The following is an 18,810-nucleotide window of genomic DNA, read 5'->3' on the forward strand; positions in this document are numbered from 1 at the left end:
TCGCGGGCGGTGCCGGCTCAGTAGGGCCGCTGGGACGGGTCGACCTGCTCGATCCACGCCAGCACCCCGCCCTCGAGGTGGACGGCGTCCCGGTGCCCGGCCGCCCGCAGCAGCCGCAGCGCCCGCGCGGAGCGGGACCCGGCCTTGCAGTGCAGCACCGTGGGGCGGGCGGGGTCCAGCTCGGCGAGGGCCTCCCCCGACTCGAACCGGGCGAGCGGCACGCTCCGGGCCCCGGGGACGGCCGCGAGCCGGGCCTCGTAGGGCTCCCGCACGTCGACCACGTCGACGTCCGCCTCCCCCCGCTCGCGGGCGGCCAGCAGCGCCGCCAGCTGCGGGGCCGTCACCGTGGGCAGCGGCTCCTCCGCGCCGGGGCCGGGCAGCGCGCACGCGGGGGCGCCGTCGTCGTCGCGCAGCTCCGTCACGGGGGCCCGCCCGGGGGTGGGTGCGAGCGGGATCTCCCACCAGCGGGCGGAGAGGGCGTCGTAGGTGGCCACGCGGCCGAGCATCGTGTCCCCGATGCCGGTGACGAGCTTGACGGCCTCCACGGCCATCGCCGTGCCGAGCAGCCCCGGCAGCACGCCGAGCACCCCCGCCTCGGCGCAGTCCGGCACGCTCCCCGGGGCGGGCGGCACCGGGTAGAGGTCGCGGTAGGTCGGCCCGTGCGCGCCCCAGAACACCGAGTACTGCCCGTCGAAGCGCAGGATCGAGCCCCACACGTGCGGCACCCCGGCCAGCTCGCACGCGTCCGAGACGAGGTAGCGGGTCGCGAAGTTGTCGCTGCCGTCCACGACCAGGTCGTAGCCGGCGAGGATCCGCGGGGCGTTGTGCGCGTCCAGGCGCTCGCGGTGCTCGACCGTGCGCACCAGCGGGTTGAGGTCGGCGACCCGGGCCGCCGCCGAGGCCGTCTTGGGCGCGCCGAGGGCGCCCAGGCCGTGGACGACCTGGCGCTGGAGGTTGGAGACGTCCACGACGTCGTCGTCGACGACCCCCAGGGTCCCCACGCCGGCGGCGGCGAGGTAGAGCAGGGCCGGGGAGCCCAGCCCCCCGGCGCCCACGCACAGCACGCGGGCGTTCTTCAGCCGCCGCTGGCCCTCCTCCCCGATCTCCGGGACGGTGAGGTGGCGGGCGTAGCGGCGCAGCTCCTCCTCGGTGAGCTCCGCGGCGGGGGCGACGAGCGGGGGCAGCTCCACGGTCCTCAGCCGTCCAGCCCGACCCACTCGGTGGAGCCGTCCGCGAACAGCTGCTCCTTCCAGATGGGCACCTCGGTCTTGATCCGGTCCACGAGGGCGTCGCACGCGGCGAACGCGAGCTTGCGGTGGGCGGAGGCCACGGCCGCCTCGAGCGCGGAGTCGCCGATGCCCAGCCGCCCCACCCGGTGCGCGGCCCAGATCCGCACCCCCGGGTGGTCGGCGGCGACCGCGCGGGCGACGGCCGCGATGGCCTCGCCGGCGCTGGGGTGGCACGTGTAGTCGAGGCGCTGCACGGCGCGCCCGCCGTCGTGGTCGCGGATCACCCCGCTGAAGGACACGACCGCGCCGGTGCGCTCGTCCTGCACGGCGGCGACGGCCCGGCCGTGGTCCAGCGGGGCGTCGGTGACGAAGGCCGCGACCACGGCGGTCTCGACCTGGACGGGTCCGGGGGTGCTCATCGGTCGGTCTCCTGCGTCGGGTCGGGGTGCGGGGCGCCGGGGCCCGGGTGGCCGCGGTCGCGGTGGCCCTCCAGCTGGTCGCAGACGTGGTCGAGCAGCGGTTCGAGCACCTTCAGCCCGTCCCACACCCCGCCGGTGGAGCCGGGGAGGTTGACCACGAAGGTGGAGCCGCTGACCCCGGCGTGCCCGCGGCTGAGCGCGGCCAGGGGCGTGGTCCGGCGGCCCTCCGCCCACAGGGCCGCCATGATGCCGGGCAGCTCGCGGTCCAGCAGGGGGCGGGTGACCTCGGGGGTCAGGTCGTCGGGCGCGAGCCCCGTGCCCCCGCTCGTGACGACGACGCTGGGGCGCCGGTCCGGGTCCCGCTCGAGCAGCAGCTCCTCCAGCCGGGCGCGCACGTCGGCGCCGTCGGCCACGACGAACGGGCCCTCGACCGCGAAGCCGTGGGAGCGGAACCAGTCGGCGGCGATCCGCCCGCTGCGGTCCTCGTAGACGCCGGCGGCGGCCCGGGTCGAGGCGACCACGACGGCGGCGGTGCGCACCGTCACCGCCCCTCCCCGGCGTCCTCGGCGCGCCAGTCCCCGGACTTGCCGCCGGACTTCGCGAGGACCCGCACGCCGTCGATCGAGGCGTGCCTGTCCACGGCCTTGATCATGTCGTAGAGCGTCAGCGCCGCCACGGACGCCGCGGTCAGCGCCTCCATCTCGACCCCGGTGACCCCTCGGGTGCGCACGGTCGCGGTGATCCGCACCCCGTCGGCCAGCCGCTCGAAGTCGACCACGACCTTGCTGATCGGCAGCGGGTGGCACAGCGGCACCAGGTCGGGGGTCCGCTTCGCGGCCATGATCCCGGCCACGCGGGCCACCGGCAGCGCGTCCCCCTTCGGCAGGTCGGCGGCGAAGACCTGCCCGACGACGTCGGGGCGGGTGCGCAGCACCGCCGTGGCCGTGGCCTCACGGGTGGTGACGGCCTTGGCGGAGACGTCCACCATGTGGGCGGAACCGTCCGCCCGCACGTGGGTGAGGCCCTCCTGGTGCTCGGTCATGCTCGTGCGCTCTCCTTCCGCGGGGTGCTCGTCCCCCATTCTGACCCACCCGCACCGCCGCGCGGGCCCGCGGCGGTGCGCCGCGCCGTCCCGCGCGGCGGATGCCGCCGTCCCGACCCGCGCCCTGTCCCGCGGCCGCGGGCGGTGCTAGCTTGGCGGAACACCCTCCCGTCGGCGTCGACGGGATCCGGAAGGAGGCGCGCAGTGCTGTCGGACACCTCGTACCCGGTCGTGAAGGCCACCCTGCCGGTCGTGGGGGAGAACATCCAGGAGATCGCCCGCCGCTTCTACGGGCACATGTTCGGGGAGCACCCGGAGCTGCTGGACGGACTGTTCAACCGCGGCAACCAGGCCGACGGGCGCCAGCAGCAGGCCCTGGCCGGCTCCGTGGCCGCCTACGCGAGCCACCTGGTGAACAGCCCCACCCAGGTCCCGGACCACCTGCTCTCCCGCATCGCCCACAAGCACGTGTCACTGGGGCTGCGGCCGGACCAGTACCGGATCGTCCACGACCACCTCATGTGGGCCATCGGCGACGTCCTGGACGAAGCGGTGACCCCCGAGGTCGCCGCGGCCTGGGACGAGGTGTACTGGCTGATGGCCAACGCCCTGATCACCAAGGAGCGCGGGCTCTACGACGCCGTGCGGCTGAGCCCGGAGACGATCTGGCGGACGTGGCGGGTCGTGGAGAAGATCCCCGAGACCGCCGACGTCGTGACGTTCGTGGTCGAGCGCACCGACGAGCGGGAGGTCAAGCGCTCCCTGCCGGGCCAGTACGTGACCCTGCGCATGCGCATGCCCGACGGCGTGCACCAGCCGCGCCAGTACAGCCTCACCCGCGCCGACGACGGCCACCACCGGGTCTTCGCCGTGAAGCGGATCCGCGGCAACGGCACCCCGGCCGGGGAGATGTCCACCCTGCTGCACGAGCAGGTCGGGATCGGCGACGAGCTGACCCTCTCGGCGCCCAGCGGGGACGTGGTGCTGGAGTACTCGGACCGGCCCCTCGTGCTGGCCGGCGCCGGCATCGGGGTGACCCCCATGGCCGGGATGCTCTCCCACCTGGTGCGCGACGGCGCCCAGCGCACGGTGCGGTTCCTGCACGCCGACTCCGCGCCCGAGGACTTCCCGCTGCGCGCCCAGATCGAGGCGGACCTGGCCCGCCTGCCCGACGCCCGGCTCGAGTCCTGGTTCGAGCGGCCCGCGGCCGATCCCGGCCCCGGCGAGCACGCCGGGTTCATGGACGTGGGCGCCGTGGAGCTGCCCGCCGACGCCCAGTACTACCTGTGCGGGCCGCTGCCCTTCATGCAGGCCGTGCGCAGCTCCCTGATCGCCCGCGGCGTCCCGCCCCGGGACATCCAGTACGAGGTCTTCGGCCCCGACCTGTGGCTGGCCGACTTCGAGTAGCGCAGCGCGCGGCCCGGCCACCGGGCGCGCCCGGAGAGGAGCGACGATGAACGACGAGACGGCGACCGGCGGGACCGCGGGTGCGGTGGAGCAGCTGGCGGAGAACACGTGCTGGGAGCTGCTGCGCTCGGCAGGGGTGTCCCGGCTGGCGGTGTGGGTCGAGGACCACCCGGACATCTTCCCGGTCAACCACGCCGTGGACCACGGCACGGTCGTGTTCCGGACGGCGGAGGGCACCAAGCTCTCGGCGGCCCTGGCCGACGTGCCGGTCGCGCTCGAGGCCGACGGCTACGACGCCGGGACCGGGCTCGCGTGGAGCGTGGTCGTCAAGGGCCGGGCGGGCCGCATCGGGCGCGCCGAGGAGCTCGAGGCCACCGCGGACCTGCCGCTGCTGCCGTGGCAGGCCGGGCCCAAGGGCGTGTTCGTGCGGATCGTGCCCGGGCTCGTGACGGGACGGCGCTTCCCCGTGGCCGACCCGTCGGTGTGGCGCACGGCGCTCAGCGACGCGCACCGCGCCGCCCCGGAGTGACCGCGCCCCGCCGTCGTCGTCCCCGCCCGCCCTCTCCCCTGCTCCCGTCCCCCGCCTCGCCCTCGTCGCGAGGTCCCGTGCACGACGCGAGGTCCCACGCCGCAGCGGTGAGCGGCGTGGGACCTCGCGCTCCCGGTGGGAGCTCGTGGGGGGCGGTCAGGGCACGGTGCGCTCGTCCGTGCGGCCGCCGTTGCGCACCGTGAGGGCCAGCAGGAACGAGACGACCGCGAAACCGGCCAGCAGGCTCAGGCCCACGAAGTAGGAGTTGTGCTCGGCGTTGTACGTCGCCCCCATGACCAGGGGCGGGAAGTACCCGCCGAGGCCGCCGGCGGCGGCGATGATCCCGCCGATCGTCCCGACGTCCTTGGCGGGGGCGGCCCGCCCGACCCAGCCGAAGACCCCGCCGGTGCCCAGCCCCAGGAACAGGGCCATCAGCAGGAAGACCGGGCCGTAGACCCGCTCCTGGCCCGGCTGGAGGGCCACGACCACCGCGAGCACCGCCGTGCCTGCGAGCGAGGAGAGGGTCACCAGCCTCGGCCCCACCCGGTCCGCGAGGATCCCGCCCACGGGCCGGGCCACCACGGCCGCGAGCGCGAAGCCCGCGGTGCGGCTGCCGGCGGCGGTGGCGTCCCACGCGTAGACGTTGTTGAGGTAGGTCGGCAGGTAGTTGGAGAAGGCCACGAACGCGCCGAAGACCACCCCGTAGAGGAAGCACAGCTGCCAGGTGACCTTCAGGGTGAACGCGTGCCGGATCTTCGGCAGCACCGGTTCCGGGGTCTTGGCCGCGTGCACCGGCGAGTCCCGCAGCGCCAGCCAGCAGACCACCGCCGTGACGGCCACGACCGCCGCGATCACGACGTGGGCGCCGAGGGCGCCCACGGCCCCGACCAGGCGCGGGGTGAAGAACGCCGAGACCGCCGTGCCGACCATCCCCGCCCCGAACACGCCCGTGGCGAACCCCTTGCGGTGGGCCTCGTACCACGCGGAGCAGAAGGGCACGCCCACGGCGAAGACCGTGCCGGCGATGCCCAGGAAGAAGGCGACGGCGACGAGCAGGGGGAAGCTGCCCGTCCGCCCGGCCAGACCGGTCAGCAGCACGAGCGGGGCCGTGGCGCCGAGGACCACGGTGAACATCACCCGCCCGCCGTAGCGGTCGGTGAGCGCGCCCACGGGCACGCGGGCGATCGAGCCGACGAAGATCGGCATGGCCACCAGCACGGCGGTCTGCGTGGCGTCGAGCTGCATCTGCTCGGCGTAGCGCTTGCCCAGCGGGCCGACGATCGTCCAGGCCCAGAAGCCGACGGCGGAGGCGATCGTGGCCAGCAGGAGGTTGCGCAGCTGCCCGGAGGCGAGGTCCGGGCCCGGGGTGGTCGCGGCGGGGGCGGAGGACATGGCGCTCCTCGGGGTCGGCGGGGCCCGGGCGGCAGGACCCGGGCGGTCGGGGCTCGGGAGGGGTGGGCTCAGCGGCGGCCCGCGCTGCGGGACCCGCGCCGCTCGGGGGTCCGGGTGGTCCCGCGGGCGCGGTCCCGGGTGCCCACCGGCTCCCAGCCGCGGCGCACCGGGGCGAGGTGGGCGGAGGAGCCGGCGTCGCGGCTGCGGTAGACGATGTAGGGCCGGAAGAGGTAGTGCACCGGGGCCGTGAAGGCGTGGACGAGCCGGGTGAAGGGCCACACGGCGAACAGCCCCAGCGCCCACAGCACGTGCAGCTTGAAGGAGGGGCCGGCCCCGGCCATGGCCGCGACGTCCGGCTGGAGGATCCAGATGGAGCGGAACCACGGGGAGACCGTCTGGCGGTAGTCCGGCACGGAGTGGTCGAACACGGAGATCGCGGTGGTGGCCAGGCCCGTGAGCAGGGCGGCCACGAGCATGACGTACATGAACTTGTCGTTCTTGGTGGTGGCCATGAACACGGGCCCGGTCGTGCGCCGGCGCCAGATCAGCAGGACGATCCCCAGCAGGGTCCCGACCCCGGCGACCGTGCCGATGCTCAGGGCCAGGAAGTGGTACATGCCCTCGGTCACCCCCACCGCCGCCGTCCAGGACGCCGGGATGAGCAGGCCCATGATGTGCCCGGCGAGCACGGCGAGGATCCCGAAGTGGAACAGCGGCGAGGCGATGCGCAGGATGCGGGACTCGTAGAGCTGGGAGGAGCGGGTGGTCCAGCCGAACTGGTCGTACCTGTAGCGCCAGATCGACCCGCCGACGACCACGGCCAGGACCACGTAGGGCAGCACGCCCCACAGCAGGACGTCCCCCACTCCGGTCTCGACGGCCTCGGGGGCGGGGGCGAGCGGGATCATCCCTGGTTCCTCTCGGTCAGCGGCAGCAGCCGGGGATCGTACGGGTCGAGGCCCACGGACTCGGTGGGCGGGCCGTAGCCGGCCATGCGCATCACGGCCTCGCGGTCCTCGGGCGAGACCCCGGGCAGGGTCGAGCACACGAGGGCGACGGCGCGGTGGTGGGGCAGGCCGTCGTCGCGCAGCGACAGCCGCAGCAGCTCGAGGGAGGGGCGGTAGCGCTGCAGCAGCTCCCAGCCGTCCTCGGGCGAGACGGTGGCGGTGAACTCGAGCACCAGGGGCAGGTAGTCGGGCAGCTCGGCGGCGTCGAGCTCGGCGCCGTGGGCGCGGTAGACCTGCTTGAACGCGGCGAGCGCCTCGCCGCGGCGGCGGGTGTCCCCGTCGGTCCAGTAGGTCAGGTGCAGGCTGTGGCGCCGGGAGAGGTCGAACTCCTGGACGTAGTCGGCCTGGACCTGCTCGAGCGGGCGGGCGGTGAGCCAGTCGAGCAGCTCGGCGACTCCGTCGGCCGCGCCGACCTCGGCCAGCGCCGCGCGCAGCACGGGCAGCCGCTCGAGGAGCTGCCCGTCCGGGTAGCCGAGCAGGACGGCGGCGGCCTGGCGCAGCACGGCGCTGCGGCGGGGGTCGGGGTCGTGGTGGGCGCCCGGGTCGAGGGTTCCCTTCCCGGCCCGGCCCAGCAGCTTCTCGAGCAGGCTCATGCCTGTCCCCCGTCCTTGGGCGGGAACAGGCCCGTGGGCCGGCCGCGGCCGTCCCAGTTGAGCAGGTTCACCCGCCCGGCGAGGGCCTCGTTGCCCGTGGGGTCCTCGCCGCGCTGACGGGCCTGGAGGGCGGCGAAGTTCTCGGCGGCCACGGGCATGGGCCGGCCGGAGGCCTCCCCGAACACGCCGGTCTGGCCCATCCCGGGCCCGCCGTCGACGTCGAGGGAGCAGCCGATCTCCTCGAGGTTGTGGGCCTCCTCGAGGTGGGCGGAGGGGATGACGTAGCGCTCGTCGTACTTGGCGATCGCCATCAGCCGGTACATCTTCCGGATCTCGGCCCCGGTCATGCCCACGGCGGTGGCGATCGCCTCGTCGGGCTCGTCGCCGAGGGCGATGTCGCGCATGTAGGAGCGCATCGCGGCGAGCTTGCGCAGCACGTCCGTGACGACCTGCGCGTCCCCCGCGGTGAACAGCTCGGCGAGGTACTCCACCGGGATGCGCAGGGACTCGATGGCGCCGAAGAGGTTGCCCGCGTCCTCGCCGTCGTGGCCCTGGTCCTTGAGCAGGTCCACGACCGGGGACAGCGGCGGGACGTACCAGACCATGGGCATCGTGCGGTACTCGGGGTGCAGGGGCAGGGCGACGCGCAGCTCCTTGGCCAGGGTGTGGACCGGGGAGCGGCGGGCGGCGTCGAGCCAGTCCTCGGGGATGCCCTCGGCGCGGGCCGCGGCGATCACCTCCGGGTCGTGCGGGTCGAGCATCAGGTCCAGCTGCGCCTCGTAGAGGTCGCGCTCGTCCGGGGTCGCGGCGGCCTCGGTGACGCGGTCGGCGTCGTAGAGCAGGATCCCGATGTAGCGCAGCCGGCCCACGCACGTCTCCGCGCACACGGTGGGGATGCCCACCTCGATGCGGGGGTAGCAGAAGGTGCACTTCTCGGCCTTGCCGGACTTGTGGTTGTAGTACATCTTCTTGTACGGGCAGCCGGTGACGCACTGGCGCCAGCCGCGGCACCGGTCCTGGTCCACGAGCACGATCCCGTCCTCGGCCCGCTTGTAGATCGCCCCCGAGGGGCAGGAGGCCATGCAGGACGGGTTGAGGCAGTGCTCGCAGATGCGCGGGAGGTAGAACGCGAAGGTCTGCTCGAACTCGAAGCGGATCCTCTCCTCGGACTCCCGCCGGACCTTCTCGACCACCGGGTCGAGGTGACCCTTCTCGGGGGCGCCGCCGAGGTTGTCGTCCCAGTTGGCCGACCAGGTGATCTTCATGTCGTCGCCGGTGATCAGGGACTTGGGCCGGGCCACGGGGAAGTCCTCGCCCGCGGGGGCGTTGATGAGGTTCTCGTAGTCGTAGGTCCACGGCTCGTAGTAGTCGTCGAGCTCGGGCTGGACGGGGCTCGCGAAGATGCCGAGGAGCTTCTGCAGGCGCCCGCCGGACTTCAGCCGCAGGTTCCCCCGCCGGTTGAGCTCCCAGCCGCCCCTCCACTTCTCCTGGTCCTCGTACCGGCGGGGATAGCCCTGCCCGGGACGGGTCTCCACGTTGTTGAACCACACGTACTCGGTACCGGCGCGGTTGGTCCACGCCTGCTTGCACGTCACCGAACAGGTGTGGCACCCGATGCACTTGTCGAGCGCCATCACCATGGCGACCTGGGCCATGACTCGCATCAGTACTGGACCTCCTGGGAGCGCTTGCGGACCACGGAGACGATGTCGCGCTGGTTGCCGGTGGGCCCGAGGTAGTTGAAGGCCCAGGACAGCTGCGCGTAGCCGCCGACCATGTGGGTGGGCTTGACGAGGATGCGGGTCACGGAGTTGTGGATGCCCCCGCGGCGGCCGGTGGCCTCGGACTTGGGGACGTCGACCACCCGCTCCTGGGCGTGGTGGACGTAGACGACGCCGGCCGGCATGCGGTGGGAGACGATCGCCCGGCCGATGTAGACGCCGTTGGTGTTCACGCACTCGACCCAGTCGTTGTCGGAGACCTCGATCAGCTCCGCGTCCTGGGGGCTCATCCACACGGTCGTGCCGCCGCGGGCCAGGGAGAGCATGAACAGGTTGTCCTGGTACTCGGAGTGGATCGACCACTTGTTGTGCGGGGTCAGGTAGCGCACCGCGATCGAGAGGTCACCGCGCTCCCCGAGCTTGGGCTCCCCGAAGAGCCGGTGCATGTCCAGGGGCGGCCGGTAGACCGGCAGCGCCTCTCCCATGTCCTGGATCCAGTCGTGGTCGAGGAAGAAGTGCATCCGCCCCGTGAGGGTGTGGAAGGGCTTGAGCCGCTCGATGTTGATGGTGAACGGCGCGTAGCGGCGCCCGCCGGTCTCGGAGCCGGACCACTCCGGGGAGGTGATCACCGGCACCGGGGCGGCCTGGGTGTCGGCGAAGGTGATCCGCTTCTCCTCGGAGCCGCGGGCCAGGTCGGCGAGCGCCACGCCGGTGCGCTTCTCGAGGGTCTCGAAGCCCTGCACGGCGAGCTCCCCGTTGGTCGTGCCGGAGAACAGCAGGATGGCCTCGGCCATGCGGGCGTCGGTGTCCACCGCGGGGCGGCCGGCGGCGGCCCCGCGGTCGAAGACCCCGTGCAGGCGGGCGAGCTGGTCCACCTGGTGGGAGACGTCGTAGGTGATGTGCTTGGTGGTGAAGCCGAGCTGCTCGGCCAGTGGCCCCACCGCGGCGAACTTCTCCCCGATCGCCGTGTAGTCGCGCTCGACCACCGCGAGGTTGGGCAGGTTCCTCCCGGGCACGGCCGGCAGGTCGGTGCCCTTCCAGTCGGGGGCGTGCCCGCCCGGCTGGGCGATCTCCCCGGGGGTGTCGTGGGTGAGGGCCGTGGCCACGAGGTCCTTGCGCACCCCCAGGTGGGTGCGGGCCTGGCGGGAGAACTCCTCGGCGAGCAGCCGGAACAGGTCGTAGTCGGTCTTCGCCTCCCACGGCGGGGGGATCGCCGGGGTGAAGGCGTGCACGTAGGGGTGCATGTCGGTGGAGGACAGGTCGTGCTTCTCGTACCAGGTCGCGGCCGGGAGCACGACGTCGGAGAGCAGCGTGGAGCTGGTCATCCGGAAGTCGGCCGAGACCAGCAGGTCGAGCTTGCCCTCGGGCGCCTGCTCGTGCCAGGCGACGTCCCGGGGCCGGGCCTGCCCGTGGTCCTGCCCCATGACGTTGTGGTGGGTGCCCAGCAGGTGCTTGAGGAAGTACTCCTCGCCCTTGGCCGAGGACCCGAGCAGGTTCGAGCGCCACAGGATCAGCGTGCGCGGCCAGTTCTGCGGGGCGTCGACGTCCTCGACGGCGAAGCGCAGCCGCTCCTGCTTCAGCTGCTGCGCGACCCAGGCGGCCTCGTCGGGGGCCTCGCCGCGGGCGACCCCCTCGGCGGCGGCGTCCGCGACGTCGAGGGAGTTGCGGTCGAACTGCGGGTAGAACGGCATCCACCCCATGCGGGTGGACTTCGCGATCACGTCGGCGGTGTGCATGCCCTTGAGGTGGCCCTGCGCCAGCGGGGACTGCACCGCGTCCGAGGAGTAGCCGTCGGAGCGGAACTGGTCGGTGTGCATGTACCAGAACGCGGTGCCGATCATGAACCGCGGGGGCCGGGTCCAGTCGGTGGCCGCGGCCATCGCGGCCCAGCCCGTGATGGGGCGGGCCTTCTCCTGGCCCACGTAGTGCGCCCAGCCGCCGCCGTTGCGGCCCTGGCACCCGCAGAGCATGAGCATCGCGAGGATCGCCCGGTAGGTGACGTCCCCGTGGTACCACTGGCAGATGCCGGCGCCGAGGATGATCATCGACCGGCCCTGCGACTTCTCCGCGTTGGCGGCGAACTCGCGGGCGATGCGGGCCACCGCCTCGGCCGGGACCGAGGTGATCTCCTCCTGCCACGCCGGCGTGTAGGGGGCGGTGACGTCGTCGTACCCGGTGGCCCAGGTCCCCGGCAGGCCCGCGCGGCCCACGCCGTACTGGGCGAGCATCAGGTCGAAGACCGTGGTGACGGTCCGGCCCGCGACCCGGGCCACCGGCACGCCGCGGCGCAGCACCGAGCCCTCGCCCGTGGCGTCGGTGAAGGCGGGCAGGTCCACGGGGCTCGCCTCTCCTGCGTAGGAGGAGGCGTCGGCGAGGGACAGTGCCGGGCGCACGCCCCGCAGGTCGAGGTTCCACCGCCCCTCGTCCCGGGCGTTGTAGCGGAAGCCCATCGACCCGTTGGGCACCACGGGGGTGCCGGCGTCGCGGTCGAGGAGCACGGTCTTGAACGCGGCGTCGGCCGGCGGCTCCGTCCCCTCCGCGGACGCCAGGTCCTGGGCGGTGAGGAACTTCCCCGGCACCACGGTCCCGTCGGCGCGCTCGTCGAGGGTGACGAGGAACGGCAGGTCGGTGTACTGGACGACGTAGTCCTCGAAGAACGGCACGCGGCGGTCCAGGAAGTTCTCCTTGAGGATCACGTGGCCCATCGCCATCGCCAGGGCCGCGTCCGTGCCGGCCTGGGCGGGCAGCCACTCGTCGGCGAACTTCGTGTTGTCCGCGTAGTCGGGGCTGACCGAGACGACCTTGGTGCCGCGGTAGCGGGCCTCGACCATCCAGTGCGCGTCCGGGGTGCGGGTGACTGGGATGTTGGAGCCCCACATCATCAGGTAGGTCGCGTCCCACCAGTCGCCGGACTCGGGGACGTCCGTCTGGTCGCCGAAGACCTGGGGGCTGGCCACGGGCAGGTCCGCGTACCAGTCGTAGAAGCTGTTCATCACCCCGCCGACGAGGTTGATGAACCGGGCCCCGGCGGCGTGGGAGACCATCGACATCGCCGGGATCGGGGAGAAGCCGGTGACGCGGTCCGGCCCGTAGGCCTTGACCGTGTGCACGTGGGCGGCGGCGGTGAGCTCGAGGGCCTCCTGCCAGCTCGAGCGCACGAGCCCGCCCTTGCCCCGGGCCTGCTGGAACGCCCGCCGCTTGGCGGGGTCCGAGACGATCGACTCCCAGGCGAGCACGGGGTCCCCGCCGGTCTCCCGCTTGGCCGCCCGGTACATCTCCAGCAGCACGCCGCGCACGTAGGGGTAGCGCACCCGCGTGGGCGAGTAGGTGTACCAGGAGAACGCGGCCCCGCGGGGGCAGCCGCGGGGCTCGTACTCGGGCCGGTCCGGGCCCACGGAGGGGTAGTCGGTCTCCTGGGCCTCCCAGGTGATGATCCCGTCCTTGACGTAGACCTTCCACGAGCACGAGCCCGTGCAGTTCACGCCGTGGGTGGAGCGCACCACCTTGTCGTGGCTCCAGCGGTTGCGGTAGAAGGCGTCGCCGGCCCGCCCGCCCTCCCGGAACACGGCCCGCCGGTCGGGGCTCTCCTCCCAGCGGGTGAAGAACTTCCCGAGCCTGAGCAGCGCGTCCGAGGCGGGGCCGTCGATGCGCGGGGGAACGGAGTCGGTCGCCATGGCGCCAACGTAGACCCGTCCCCCGGGCCCGTCAGGGGGGTCCCCGCACATTACGCGGCGGCGGAGGCGTGTCGCCCCGGGGTCCGCCCGCAGAGGCCCCCGCGGGTCTAGGCTCGAAAAGTTGGGCCGGCCCTCCCCCGCTCCCGCCGCGGCGGGGCCGCCCGGGGAAGGAGCAGCCCGTGGGCGAGCACGAGCCCGGCGACGAGTTCGGCCCGGAGGAGAGCGTCCCCGCTCCCGGACCGGTGCCCGCCGACTGGAACCCGCGCGGTCCGCGGGTGCGCCGCGACCCGGTGGCCGCCTACGACGAGCTGCGCGAGCGCTGCCCCGTGGCCCGCGGCGCGGGCGGGGCGTGGACGCTGTTCTCGCACGCCGAGGTCGTGGCAGCAGCCCTCGACCACGAGACGTTCGCCAACGCGGTCTCCCGGCACCTGCAGGTCCCCAACGGGCTCGACGGCCCCGCCCACACCGCCTTCCGCGCGGTGGTCGAGCGGTTCTTCACCCCGCAGCGCACGGCCGCGCTCGGGCCGGTGGTCCGGCGGACGGCGGAGGAGCTGGTCGCGGACCTGCCCGTCCCCGGGACCGTGGACGCCGTGGCGCTGGGCGTTCGCTTCGCCGTGCGGGCCCAGCTCGCGTGGCTGGGCTGGGACCCCGGGCTCGAGGAGGAGCTGCTGCGGTGGACGGCCGAGCACCGCGCCGCCACCCGCTCCCGGCGCCCGGAGCGCACCGCGGCGGCCGCCCGCCGCTTCGACGCCCTGGTCCGCTCCCAGACCGCACCCCGCCGGGCCGCGGGCGCGCACGCGCCCGACGACGTGACCACCGAGCTGCTGCGCGAGCGGGTCGAGGGCCGGCCGCTGACCGAGGAGGAGGTCGTCTCGGTGCTGCGCAACTGGACGGGCGGGGACCTCGGGTCGATGGCGCTGTGCGCCGGGGTGGTCCTGGCCCACCTCGCCGACCACCCGCAGCGGCAGGAGCGGCTGCGCCGCGGGGTGCCCGACCGCGAGCTCGGGCAGGTGCTCGACGAGATCCTGCGCCTGGACGATCCGTTCGTGCAGAACCGGCGGGTGACCACGCGCCCCGTCACGGCCGGCGGCCGCGGGCTCGCCGCCGGCGAGCGGGTCTTCCTCAACTGGACCGCCGCCAACCGGGACCCCCGGGTCTTCGGGGAGGCCGGGGACTTCGACCCGGTGGGGCACGCCCCGTACAACCTCGTCTGGGGGATCGGCAAGCACGTGTGCCCCGGCCGCCCGCTGGCGACCCTCGAGCTGCGGGAGCTCACCCGCGCGGTGCTCGCGGCGACGACGGCGCTCGTGCCGGACCCGCGGCGGCCGCGGGAGCGGGAGGTCCCGCCGGGCGGCGGGTACGCGGCCGTCCCGCTGCTGCTGCGCTGAGGCTCCCGTCCCCGCGCGGCGCCCTGTCCCCGCGCGGTCCCACGGTGCGCACGAGGCCCCACCCCGCAGCGGTGTGCGGCACGGGGCCTCGTGGCGTGCGCGGGACCCCGCGGGTAGGGCGGGACGGGGCGCCGGGGGCTACTGCGCCGCGTCCGGGTGCCCGGCGTCCTCGCGCGGGCGGCGGGGCGTGCCGGCGATCCGCAGCCCGGCCTCGAGGACCAGCAGCGCGAACGCGGCGTAGTAGACCCACACCGCCGGGTAGAGGGCGGGCACGGTCCCGCCGAGGCCCACGAGGGTGAGCACGAACAGCACCGCGGCCGCGGCCAGCACGGCGAGGTGGACGGCGCCGAAGGCCCCGGGGGTCCCGCGGCGGGCCAGGAGCACGGCGAGCCCGGCGAAGAAGATGGGGAACAGCAGCTGCCCGACCACGGTGATCGCGTTCTGGTGGTACTCCCAGCGGCCGAGCGCCTGGATCACGGCGGCGGCGGCGAGCAGCAGGGGCGCGGGCAGGGACTTCACGCGGACGGTCCTGTTCTGTGCGGGGGTCGGGGCCCTCCGGCGGGCGGCCGGGAGGCGGGCCCGGACAGTCTAGCCGCCCTCGGGCGGGTCCAGCACGAGCACCTCCACGGGGGTCCCCGCGGGCAGCTCGTCCGCCCCCGGGGGCAGCACGGCGAGCGCGTCGGCGCGGGCGGCGGCCGCGAGCAGGTGGGAGCCGGGCCCGCCGGCCATGCGCACGGCGCCGGCCTCGAGGACCGCGCGGCGGACCTGGGTGCGCCCGGGCAGCGGCCGCACCGGCTCCGCGAGGGGGGCGGTGCGGCGGGGCCGGGGCGCGGGGGCGCCCAGGACGGCGGTGAGGGCCGGGCGCAGGAACAGCTCGAAGGACACGAGGGTGCTCACCGGGTTGCCGGGCAGGCACACGACCGGCACGCCGTGGGCGCGGGCCAGTCCCTGCGGCCCGCCGGGCTGGACCGCCACGTGCAGGAACTCCCCGGCCCCGCCCAGCACCTGGCGGACCACCTCGTAGGCGCCCTCGCTCACCCCGCCGGAGGTGACGACGAGATCGGGGCCGGTCCCGACGTCCGCGGCCAGCCGGGCGGCGAAGGCGTCCGGGTCGTCGGGCACGAGGCCGGCGGCGAGCACCTCGACCCCGGCCTCCTCGAGCTGGGCGCGCAGGATCGCGGCGTTGGCGTCGTAGACCTGCGCGGGTCCGCGGGGCGCGCCGGGGGGCACGAGCTCGTCGCCGGTCGTGTACACGAGCGCCCGGGCCCGCCCGCGCACCGGGAGCCGGTCCAGGCCCAGGGCCGCGGCCAGCCCGATCCGGGCCGGGGTCAGGCGCCGCCCGGCGGGCAGGACGGTCGTCCCGGCGCGCACGTCCTCGCCCGCGCGGCGCACGAAGCGCCCGGGGGGCTGGTCCGCGGGCAGCCGCACCGTCGCGCCGGCGGCGGGGAACCCGCGGGGCTCGGCCTCCTCGACGGGCACGACCGCGTCCGCGCCGGGCGGCAGCGGCGCACCGGTCATCACCGGGGCGGCCTCCCCGGGCCCCAGGGGCGGCGGCAGGTGCCCGGCGGGCACGGGGGCGACGACGGCGAGGGCGGCCCGGCCCCTCCCGCCGCTCCCCGCGGTGTCGGCGGCCCGGACCGCGAACCCGTCCATCTGCGCGTTGTCGAAGGGCTGCAGGTCCAGGGGGGCCACGAGGTCCTCCGCCAGGACGCGGCCCAGCGCCTCCCCCAGCGGAACGGCGCGGGCCGGCGGGTGCAGGTCCCGGAGGGCGGCGGTCACCGCCCGCAGGTGCTCGTCGACGGGACGGGCCGGGGGGTGGGCGTGCCTGCTCATCCTCCCAGCGTAGGCGGGCGGGCCCGCCCGCGGGCCGGGGCGCGTGCCGGTCCGCCGGCGGGCCTGGCAGACTGCGGGCATGACGCCCCGTGACGTGCAGCCCACCGAGGACGGCCGGTGGCTCGTGGTCGACGGCCGCCGGTGGCGCCGCGAGGACCCGCACCTGCCCGACGAGGCCGCCGCCCGGCTGCGCTCGCACCTGGGCCGGGCCCGCGCCGCGGTGCGCACGGCCCGGCGCGAGGGCCGTCAGGAGCGCGTGCGGGCGGCCCGGGACCGGGTGGGCCTGGCGAAGACGGGGCTGGGCGAGCGCGGCACGCCGTGGTGGGAGCAGACCCCGGCCGAGCGGGAGGCGCGGTGGCGGCGGGCCCTGGCCCGGCTGGACGAGCTCGCCCCGCCGGCGGACCGGGGCTCGTGAGAGCGGCGGGGCGCGCCCCGGCGCGGCAGTTCCCGGGGCGCGGGCCCCTGCTTAGACTGGGCGCAGACCCCGCGCCTGCCCGGGCGCCGGCCGAGGAGGTGGTGGCATGAGCGTTTCTCTGGGCATCCCGCAGGTCCGCTCCGCGGGCCCGCCCCCGTCCGGGGCCCCTGCCGGGTCCGGGCTGCTCGACCGCCACGGCCGCCGCGCCACCGACCTGCGGCTGTCGGTGATCGACAAGTGCAACCTGCGCTGCACCTACTGCATGCCCGCCGGCGGGCTGCCCTGGCTGCCGGCCGCCCAGCTGATGTCCCCGGCGGAGATCGCCCGGATCGTCGGCGTGGGCGTGGACCGGCTGGGCGTCACGGAGCTGCGCCTGACCGGCGGGGAGCCGCTGGTGCGCCGGGACCTGGAGGAGATCGTGGCCGCCGTGCGCGCCGCCCACCCCGGCCTGCCGGTGTCGATGACGACCAACGCGATCGGGCTCGCCGCGCGCGCGGAGGGGCTGGCCGCGGCCGGGCTGAGCCGCATCAACGTCTCCCTGGACAGCCTCGACGCGCAGACCTTCGCCCGGCTGGCCCGCCGCGACCGGCTCGCCGACGTGCTCGCCGGGGCCGAGGCCGCGGCCGCGGCGGGGCTGGCCCCGGTGAAGATCAACGCGGTGCTGATGGCCGGTGTCAACGACCACGAGGCCCCCGAGCTGCTGGCCTGGGCGCTGGAGCGCGGCTTCGCCCTGCGCTTCATCGAGCAGATGCCGCTGGACGCCGACCACGGCTGGACCCGCCGGAACCTGGTGACGGCCGCCGAGATCCGTCACCGGCTCGCGGCGCGGTTCCGGCTCGACCCCCACCCCGCGCCGCGGGCCGGGGCCCCGGCCGAGCTGTGGGACGTCCGCCCGCTGCGCGGTGCCGCGCCCGGGCCGGTGGGGACCGTGGGGATCATCGCCTCGGTCACCGAGCCGTTCTGCGCCGACTGCAAGCGCACCCGCATCACGGCCGAGGGCCGGATCCGCTCCTGCCTGTTCTCCCACGAGGAGTCCGACCTGCTGGGCCTGCTGCGCGCCGGGGCCGACGACGAGCAGCTGGCCGAGCGCTGGCGGGCCGCGACGTGGGGCAAGCCGGCCGCCCACGGCATGGACCGCCCCGGGCTGGACTCCCCCGACTACGTCCAGCCCGACCGGACGATGAGCGCGATCGGAGGCTGATCAGCCCTGTCCCAGGAGGAGACCGTGACCGAGACCCGCCCCGCGGCGGCCGTGCCCGCCACGACGACCGGCACGGTGCGCGTGCGCTTCTTCGCCGCCGCCCGCGCCGCCGCCGGCACCGACGAGGAGGTCCTGGCCCTGCCCGCCGCCCCCGCCCCGCGCGCCGAGGTGGAGCGGCTGCTGGCGGAGCGCCACCCGGACGGGCAGCCGCCGCTGGCCGAGGTCCTGGCCCGCTCGAGCTTCCTGCTCGACGGCGTGGCCTGCCCCGACCCGCGGGCCCCGGTGCCGGCCGGGGCCGTGCTCGACGTCCTGCCGCCGTTCTCGGGCGGCTGAGGGGCGTGCCGGGGACCGGGTTCCACGCGGTCGTCCTCGCCGGCGGGCGCTCCGCCCGGCTGGGGGGGACCCCGAAGGCCCGGCTGTCCCGGGACGGGCGCAGCCTCGTGCGGATCACCGTGGACGCCGTGGGCGCGGCGGAGGCCGTCGTCGTCGTCGGCCCCGCGGACCTGGACCTGCCCGGCGGGGTGCTGCGCACCCGGGAGGACCCGCCCTTCGCGGGCCCCGCCGCCGGCATCGCGGCGGGCCTGGCCGCCCTGGCGCCCCTGCCGTCCGTCCCCTGGACCATGACCCTGGCCTGCGACATGCCCGGGGTCGCCGCCGCCGTGGCGGGGCTGCGCGCCGCCGCCGCGGCCGGGCCCGCGGCCGACGGGCTCGTCGCCGTCGACGCCGCGGGGCACCGCCAGCCCCTGGCCGCCCTCTGCCGCACCCCGGCCCTGCGCGCCGCCTACGCCGGTGCCCGGCCGAGCGGCCGCTCGGTGTTCTCGATGCTCCGGGGCCTGGTGCTCCAGGAGGTCGCGGTCCCGGAGGGCGCCACCGCGGACGTCGACACGTGGGACGATGTGCGCAGGCACCGCCTGAGCTGACCGACGTCACGAGCGGGCGGCCCCGGCCGCCCGGGAGGAG

At 75.5% G+C, this 18,810-nt stretch carries 18 protein-coding genes; 7 read left to right on the forward strand and 11 right to left on the reverse strand.

All coding sequences use genetic code 11. From position 1 onward, the window contains the following. Positions 1–17: 17 nt before the first annotated feature. From moeB to moaC, 4 genes are read right to left on the reverse strand one after another with little or no spacing between them, the layout of a single operon-like run. Complete coding sequence (gene moeB / locus LQU92_RS12270) at positions 18–1,190, reverse strand: molybdopterin-synthase adenylyltransferase MoeB (RefSeq protein ID WP_230781021.1); 1,173 nt, start codon at positions 1,188–1,190, stop codon at positions 18–20. A 5-nt stretch (positions 1,191–1,195) separates the two neighbouring features. Continuing rightward, positions 1,196–1,648 carry a molybdenum cofactor biosynthesis protein MoaE gene (locus LQU92_RS12275; RefSeq protein ID WP_230781022.1) on the reverse strand — a complete coding sequence of 151 codons (453 nt, stop codon included), beginning with the start codon at positions 1,646–1,648 and terminating at the stop codon, positions 1,196–1,198. Then, positions 1,645–2,187 (reverse strand): MogA/MoaB family molybdenum cofactor biosynthesis protein, encoded by a 543-nt coding sequence (locus LQU92_RS12280; RefSeq protein ID WP_058859755.1) that lies wholly within the window; start codon positions 2,185–2,187, stop codon positions 1,645–1,647. The genes LQU92_RS12275 and LQU92_RS12280 overlap by 4 nt, the downstream gene beginning before the upstream one ends. A gap of 2 nt (positions 2,188–2,189) precedes the next feature. Beyond that, positions 2,190–2,690, reverse strand: a complete 501-nt coding sequence (gene moaC, locus LQU92_RS12285; protein WP_230781024.1) for a cyclic pyranopterin monophosphate synthase MoaC — start codon at positions 2,688–2,690, stop codon at positions 2,190–2,192. 204 nt (positions 2,691–2,894) lie between these two features. Between moaC and LQU92_RS12290 the strand changes: the two genes are divergently transcribed. Both LQU92_RS12290 and LQU92_RS12295 read left to right on the forward strand, forming a co-directional pair. Beyond that, positions 2,895–4,097: a globin domain-containing protein gene (locus tag LQU92_RS12290; RefSeq protein WP_230781026.1), complete on the forward strand. Its 1,203-nt coding sequence runs from the start codon at positions 2,895–2,897 to the stop codon at positions 4,095–4,097. A 46-nt stretch (positions 4,098–4,143) separates the two neighbouring features. Continuing rightward, on the forward strand, positions 4,144–4,626 hold the full coding sequence (locus LQU92_RS12295; RefSeq protein ID WP_101850818.1) for a pyridoxamine 5'-phosphate oxidase family protein: 483 nt from the start codon (positions 4,144–4,146) through the stop codon (positions 4,624–4,626). Between the two features lie 156 nt (positions 4,627–4,782). Here the strand turns inward: LQU92_RS12295 and LQU92_RS12300 are convergent, their stop codons facing one another. From LQU92_RS12300 to LQU92_RS12320, 5 genes are all read right to left on the reverse strand, one after another. Next, positions 4,783–6,018, reverse strand: coding sequence for a nitrate/nitrite transporter (locus LQU92_RS12300; RefSeq protein WP_101850819.1), 1,236 nt, complete (start codon positions 6,016–6,018; stop codon positions 4,783–4,785). Positions 6,019–6,086: 68 nt separating this feature from the next. Then, positions 6,087–6,926, reverse strand: a complete 840-nt coding sequence (narI, locus tag LQU92_RS12305) for a respiratory nitrate reductase subunit gamma (protein WP_230781028.1) — start codon at positions 6,924–6,926, stop codon at positions 6,087–6,089. Next, a complete protein-coding gene (narJ, locus tag LQU92_RS12310) occupies positions 6,923–7,618 on the reverse strand; it encodes a nitrate reductase molybdenum cofactor assembly chaperone (protein ID WP_230781030.1) in 696 nt (231 codons plus the stop codon). Before narJ ends, narI begins: the two co-directional genes overlap by 4 nt. After that, positions 7,615–9,282: a nitrate reductase subunit beta gene (gene narH / locus LQU92_RS12315; protein ID WP_230781032.1), complete on the reverse strand. Its 1,668-nt coding sequence runs from the start codon at positions 9,280–9,282 to the stop codon at positions 7,615–7,617. Before narH ends, narJ begins: the two co-directional genes overlap by 4 nt. Continuing rightward, a complete protein-coding gene (locus tag LQU92_RS12320; protein WP_230781033.1) occupies positions 9,282–13,013 on the reverse strand; it encodes a nitrate reductase subunit alpha in 3,732 nt (1,243 codons plus the stop codon). The genes narH and LQU92_RS12320 overlap by 1 nt, the downstream gene beginning before the upstream one ends. Before the next feature lie 179 nt (positions 13,014–13,192). Here LQU92_RS12320 and LQU92_RS12325 point away from each other — a divergent pair, with 179 nt between their 5' ends. Further along, complete coding sequence (locus LQU92_RS12325; RefSeq protein ID WP_230781034.1) at positions 13,193–14,401, forward strand: cytochrome P450; 1,209 nt, start codon at positions 13,193–13,195, stop codon at positions 14,399–14,401. A gap of 138 nt (positions 14,402–14,539) precedes the next feature. Here LQU92_RS12325 and LQU92_RS12330 read toward each other — a convergent pair whose 3' ends face one another. Then, positions 14,540–14,920, reverse strand: coding sequence for a hypothetical protein (locus LQU92_RS12330; RefSeq protein WP_230781035.1), 381 nt, complete (start codon positions 14,918–14,920; stop codon positions 14,540–14,542). 69 nt (positions 14,921–14,989) lie between these two features. Next, on the reverse strand, positions 14,990–16,234 hold the full coding sequence (gene glp / locus LQU92_RS12335) for a gephyrin-like molybdotransferase Glp (protein WP_230781036.1): 1,245 nt from the start codon (positions 16,232–16,234) through the stop codon (positions 14,990–14,992). Positions 16,235–16,313: 79 nt separating this feature from the next. Between glp and LQU92_RS12340 the strand changes: the two genes are divergently transcribed. The 4 genes from LQU92_RS12340 (at position 16,314) to LQU92_RS12355 (ending at position 18,770) form a co-directional block, all read left to right on the forward strand. Next, positions 16,314–16,649 (forward strand): biopolymer transporter Tol, encoded by a 336-nt coding sequence (locus tag LQU92_RS12340; protein WP_230781037.1) that lies wholly within the window; start codon positions 16,314–16,316, stop codon positions 16,647–16,649. Positions 16,650–16,755: 106 nt separating this feature from the next. Next, on the forward strand, positions 16,756–17,850 hold the full coding sequence (gene moaA, locus LQU92_RS12345; protein WP_230781039.1) for a GTP 3',8-cyclase MoaA: 1,095 nt from the start codon (positions 16,756–16,758) through the stop codon (positions 17,848–17,850). Positions 17,851–17,925: 75 nt separating this feature from the next. Continuing rightward, the gene (locus LQU92_RS12350; protein ID WP_230781136.1) at positions 17,926–18,183 is read left to right on the forward strand and encodes a MoaD/ThiS family protein; all 258 of its coding nucleotides are present in this window, start codon (positions 17,926–17,928) and stop codon (positions 18,181–18,183) included. A gap of 5 nt (positions 18,184–18,188) precedes the next feature. Then, a complete protein-coding gene (locus LQU92_RS12355; RefSeq protein ID WP_230781041.1) occupies positions 18,189–18,770 on the forward strand; it encodes a molybdenum cofactor guanylyltransferase in 582 nt (193 codons plus the stop codon). The last annotated feature ends 40 nt before the right edge of the window (positions 18,771–18,810 follow it).

The sequence above is a fragment of the Kocuria sp. LUK genome (assembly GCF_021012935.1).
Lineage (GTDB): Bacteria > Actinomycetota > Actinomycetes > Actinomycetales > Micrococcaceae > Kocuria > Kocuria flava.

Coding starts and splice junctions, on each gene's coding strand:
- narJ (WP_230781030.1), bottom strand. CDS start 7,618: ATGAGCCTGCTCGAGAAGCTGCTGGGCCGGGCCGGGAAGGGAACCCTC.
- glp (WP_230781036.1), bottom strand. CDS start 16,234: ATGAGCAGGCACGCCCACCCCCCGGCCCGTCCCGTCGACGAGCACCTG.
- LQU92_RS12295 (WP_101850818.1), top strand. CDS start 4,144: ATGAACGACGAGACGGCGACCGGCGGGACCGCGGGTGCGGTGGAGCAG.
- moaC (WP_230781024.1), bottom strand. CDS start 2,690: ATGACCGAGCACCAGGAGGGCCTCACCCACGTGCGGGCGGACGGTTCC.
- LQU92_RS12320 (WP_230781033.1), bottom strand. CDS start 13,013: ATGGCGACCGACTCCGTTCCCCCGCGCATCGACGGCCCCGCCTCGGAC.
- LQU92_RS12300 (WP_101850819.1), bottom strand. CDS start 6,018: ATGTCCTCCGCCCCCGCCGCGACCACCCCGGGCCCGGACCTCGCCTCC.
- narI (WP_230781028.1), bottom strand. CDS start 6,926: ATGATCCCGCTCGCCCCCGCCCCCGAGGCCGTCGAGACCGGAGTGGGG.
- LQU92_RS12275 (WP_230781022.1), bottom strand. CDS start 1,648: ATGAGCACCCCCGGACCCGTCCAGGTCGAGACCGCCGTGGTCGCGGCC.
- narH (WP_230781032.1), bottom strand. CDS start 9,282: ATGCGAGTCATGGCCCAGGTCGCCATGGTGATGGCGCTCGACAAGTGC.
- moaA (WP_230781039.1), top strand. CDS start 16,756: ATGAGCGTTTCTCTGGGCATCCCGCAGGTCCGCTCCGCGGGCCCGCCC.
- LQU92_RS12340 (WP_230781037.1), top strand. CDS start 16,314: ATGACGCCCCGTGACGTGCAGCCCACCGAGGACGGCCGGTGGCTCGTG.